We start from the raw sequence: 4,909 nt of genomic DNA, 5'->3' as shown, positions 1-4,909 counted from the left end.
AGCGTTCAATCTGAGCCATGATCAAACTCTTCAGTTAAAATCATTTTGTAGCTTTAATCTAAACTACCAAATCCTGGCTCATCAATTACTGACAAAAATTCTCAAATAAACTTCGAGTAATTTCTACCAATCAATCAATGATAATTTATCGTTAATCAACCAGTAAAAATCCACACAAGTTGTTCTTCATATTCTCTTAATGATCTATTCCCTGCCTCGTCAGCAGAAAATTTAACGCAAAAAATTCTCAACAACCTAACCCTGTAAGCTAAGTTCGTTTCGTGTTTCGCGTCGGGATGCAGCGTATTCTATAGAGTTTTTAAACGNGCGCAACCCCTATTTTTAATTATTTTGCTTGTGTGTCGTTTTTTTCGACTATTTCATTAAAAAATATTACTTNTCACTTATTTTTTGAGCATTTTTATTAAAAAATCCCACTTTAACGAGATTTTTTAACAGACGATACTTGCTAAAAAAGACTATTTAACTTTATCGATAAAGAGTTGAGTACTGTAATCAAGAACTGGCAGTTTATTTAATTTCTTGTTACCAACACTGCCTGTCATTCCATCAACATATTTCAAAAATGCTTCTGCATAATCCAGTCCAACTTCTTCACGGCGATTCCCTGTAATTGATTTCATTGTATTATAGTAATCTCCACCATTTGCAAGAAAATCGATCGTAACAACTTTATACGTTTTATTGAAATCAAGTAATTCATATTGTCCAGAACTATTTCTCACTTCCAGTTGACTGATGCGTTGCCCTTTTTCTTTTGATAAATCAACATTCCAACGTAAGCCACCTGTATATGGATAACTTCCTGTATTATTTTGAATTACAACACCGTCCATAGCATCTTCAAGTATTGATTTTACCTCGGTTCCCGTTACATTGAGACGAACGAGGACATTTTTAAAAGGTAAGATACTATAAATTTTCCCAACAGTTACATTACCCGTTGGAATGTCTTCGCGTACACCACCACCATTTTGAAATGAAATATCTGCATTAAAAAAACTTTTGCCTTGTTGTAAAAATGCTTCAGCAATTATCTGCTGGATATCACCACCATGTGCATTTACAGATTGATTCTTATTACAAACATCACCTAACTTAGAAAGAGTCGTATCACGAACAGTGCCTGGTACACGGCGTAGGCATAAATTTTCTGTGGCTTGAGCAATCACTTTATTTGCAAAAGCATCCTTTTGTTGTTTATAAGGCTGTATGATTGATTCAGTTTTAGGATCATTATTGACAACAGTAAATGGGACTTGGTCTATCTTAAATTGATTTAAAATATATTTATTTTCATTAGACGTCACTTTTTTTGCATCTTTTGCCGTCCGAGTAAAATCTCCACCAATTAAGATATGTGGTGTTCCACTACAGCTTGCAACTTTACCATCCTTATCAAATTTTACATTCAGGTCGCCTACTACATAACTGTATTGCCAAGCTTGAACAATACACACCAGATCACCATCTTTGTTACGCAGCTGGGTCGGGTATGCTCCTTGTCGAGTCAATCCGTATTTTTTTAGGCTTTCAGGACCAAGTAAGGTATGAGAATCTCCCCCGATAATGACATCTACATCCGTTAATGACTTTGCTAATTGCTGATCCAGATCATAGCCTACATGGGTTTGTAAAATGATTTTATTGATGCCCTGTGCCTTAAGCTGATTTATTTCTTTTTGTGCAGTCTCTATTTCATCGCTAAATGTTGTATCTGCATTTGGCTGAGAAGAGTTTTTAGTTTTCTTCGCAATGGTTAATCCGATAATGGCAAACTTCTGTCCATCTTTTTCAAAGATTTGTGATTTTTGAATGCGGTTTGTCTGATATAGAGGTGAAGATTTCCCAAAATTAACATTTGCAGATAAAATTTTGGTTTTTTCCTTACATCCACCTTCATCTAAAAAGTCTATAAATTTTTGTAAACCTGCATCTTTTGCATCAAACTCATGATTACCCAATGTAAGTGTATCAAAACAAACGGTATTCATGGCATCTGCATCTGCTTTCCCCCCTGTTAAGGTATAATATAAATCTCCTGTTATTGCATCACCAGAATGAATTTTAATCGTATTTTTGCGTTCACCCGCCAACTGGTTCATTAAGGCTGCAACACGGGCAAAACCTCCATTTTTCACACTGAATTCTTCTTCTCCTGAACCTACATTCATTTTAAATTTTAAATCTTCTTCATCTAGATGCGAGTGATGATCATTGATATGTAGGATATTCAACTCTAACGAGCCAGCAGGAACAGGTGGTTTTACAAACTGCAAATCCAGATCTTTATCATCATTACAGGCAGTTGCTAATATAGATATTAAACATAAACTTAACAGGATCTTTTTATTTTTAAATTTCATTGGAATTATTCTCAATATCTTAAAATATTGAGTTTGCTGATTTATTATTTAATCTTTATGAAAATAATTTCTTTAATTTTTCTTCAATTGAATAGCATCTATCACTTCTAGTAGTGTTTCTATTTTTCCTTGATAGTTCTCAGAAGCAAAAAGAAAACCAGCCCGAAGAGGTAAATGTTTTTGCACTGCGTAAAATAGTTGATATTTTTCTACCATATCCATCACTTCAAATATGGCAAGAACATGACAATGCTGTTGCTTCTTAACATCACTAACTTCAAAGGTAAAAATATAATTCAATATCAGATCAATTTTATGCTCAACACTCAGGTTTGTATTCACTGACAATTCCCTCCTGTTTTTTGAAGGATATATAATTGATATGTGTCTTAAATAAAAATAGCACACTTTTTATTGTTATTCCTTTTTAAGTATTTCGGCAATAAACGTATAATAAAAATATCTGTCATTACATGATTTTTCATCATCGTGATGTATATTGAATCAAACCTTCTTTTTATAAAACAGTTTTATTTATATCATTAGATCATGCCTTCTTATTTCTTAAAGCGAATCTTCATTTTATTATCTGGGCTAACATTATTGGCATTTGGTGTCGCGCTATCAATCAGATCCTCACTAGGCACTTCACCCATTTCATCTCTTCCTTATGTTTATAGTTATTTTATTCCTTTAACAATTGGCACATTAACCATATTTTTGCATATTATTTTTATCCTATTACAAATGTTGATTTTAGGAAAAGATTTCCAGTGGATTCAATGGCTACAACTCATTGTTGGTATCGTTTTTGGCTTTATGATTGACTGTATGTTGTGGCTAACACAGTCTTTACATGCTGAAAATTATACTTTTCAAATGTTATTGTGTTTGGCTGGCTGTCTACTTACAGCAATTGGTGTGATTTTTCAGGTAAAAGCCAAACTCATTTTTCTTGCTGGAGAAGGTTTATACCTAGCTTATGCAAGCCGTTTCAATGTCAGTTACGGCACTTGTAAAACTTATGGAGATATTATTTTAGTCACTATCGCTGCAATCAGTTCATACATCGCTTTAAATGAAATTGTTGGAATTCGGGAAGGAACCATTATTTCTGCTTTTTTAATTGGAACTCTAGTCAAAACTTTAATAGCAAAATTCAACTTTCTTGATTTTAAAGCTCAACTCTAGGTTGAGCTTTTATTATTAATCTGCTCGATAAAATGGTTGATCACCGATTAAAGTTGCGCGATGCATCACACGATGGGCAGGTCTATAATCATCTACAGCGTAATGGAATGTGCAACGATTGTCCCAAAATGCAACATCATTTTCCTGCCAAGACCAACGCACGACAAATTCAGGCTTTTGAATATGTTCAAATAACATCTTTAAAATGGCATCACTTTCTTTCGCTTCTAACTCATTAATATGCGTTGTAAATCCTTCGCTGACAAAAAGCGCTTTTCGACCAGTAATTGGATGTGTCCGGATGACAGGATGGCTCACTGGTGGATGCTTTAGCTTAGCGGCTTCAAGCTTTTGCATTTCTACAGGATCATTACCAAAACGCTCTACAGGAAAAGACTTCATAATATTATGCGTAGCTGTTAGCCCGGATAACAGATTTTGAAATGGTTTAGACAACGCTTCAAATGATGCTGTACCACTCGACCATAAAGTATCTCCACCATATGCAGGTACTTTTTTAGCATTTAAAATTGCCCCCATTGCAGGTTCTTGCAAGAAAGTAACATCAGTATGCCAAAGTGCGTTATCTCTCAAATCATTTAATTCAGTATCCAGCACCATAATTTCTGTCTGGTCTGGAATATTTGGATAAATTGGATGAATATGAAGTTGTCCAAATTGCTTCGCAAATATTGCATGTTGTTGTGGTGTCATTTTCTGATTACGAAAAAAAATCACCTGATGTTTTAAGAGCGCCTGGTCTATAAAGTTTTTTGCTTCAGGTGTTAATGGCTGCTTAAAATCAAAGCCTTCTACAACTGCACCAATACTTGGGTTAAGTGGCGTGACCTTATATGTATGTGTAACAATTGCGTTCATATATTCCTCTGTCTATCTCTTTATACCACTCACTTAACACATGCATTTTTTTCTAATAATCCGAACAGCAATCTATGGTTCCATGTGAAACAATATAACCATATTTATATAAGATCCTGTTTTTTTCCATAGTCTATAGAAAGCAAAAAATTCGAAAAATTCAAATTCATGTCTTTATTAGCTTAAGCACTTTGCAAAAAACAAGAAAATAGTTTTTCCTGAGATGATTATTCAAATTAATGAAAAATAAGGAAGGGAAAGAGATCTCTCCCAAAATCTCTTTCCCTTTGAAATAGGTACCACTTTATTATTATTTAGACTGGTATCAGCCTACTTTTGCTTTGCTTATTTTCTTATTGTTACCCTCTAGAATGTGTTTTGACACTTCTATTTGGTATTTCACATACTAAATTCTTACAAACATTAAATCAACCTTTTGGAAAAAATTAACT

4 protein-coding genes are annotated in these 4,909 nt (G+C 33.8%); 1 reads left to right on the top strand and 3 read right to left on the bottom strand.

The genetic code is table 11. The features are described 5' to 3' along the window. Positions 1–479: 479 nt before the first annotated feature. The gene (locus tag KPC_RS17845; protein WP_121975683.1) at positions 480–2,387 is read right to left on the bottom strand and encodes a 5'-nucleotidase C-terminal domain-containing protein; all 1,908 of its coding nucleotides are present in this window, start codon (positions 2,385–2,387) and stop codon (positions 480–482) included. A 72-nt stretch (positions 2,388–2,459) separates the two neighbouring features. Further along, positions 2,460–2,729, bottom strand: coding sequence for a hypothetical protein (locus KPC_RS17840; protein ID WP_121975682.1), 270 nt, complete (start codon positions 2,727–2,729; stop codon positions 2,460–2,462). 207 nt (positions 2,730–2,936) lie between these two features. Between KPC_RS17840 and KPC_RS17835 the strand changes: the two genes are divergently transcribed. Continuing rightward, a complete protein-coding gene (locus KPC_RS17835) occupies positions 2,937–3,578 on the top strand; it encodes a YczE/YyaS/YitT family protein (protein WP_121975681.1) in 642 nt (213 codons plus the stop codon). A 15-nt stretch (positions 3,579–3,593) separates the two neighbouring features. Here the strand turns inward: KPC_RS17835 and tauD are convergent, their stop codons facing one another. Further along, positions 3,594–4,457: a taurine dioxygenase gene (gene tauD / locus KPC_RS17830; protein ID WP_121975680.1), complete on the bottom strand. Its 864-nt coding sequence runs from the start codon at positions 4,455–4,457 to the stop codon at positions 3,594–3,596. Positions 4,458–4,909: the final 452 nt, after the last annotated feature.

It is taken from the genome of Acinetobacter stercoris (assembly GCF_900323515.1).
GTDB classification, from domain to species: domain Bacteria; phylum Pseudomonadota; class Gammaproteobacteria; order Pseudomonadales; family Moraxellaceae; genus Acinetobacter; species Acinetobacter stercoris.
Note: the sequence above shows the minus strand (reverse complement) of the source record. Positions and strands in the feature narration are given on the sequence as shown.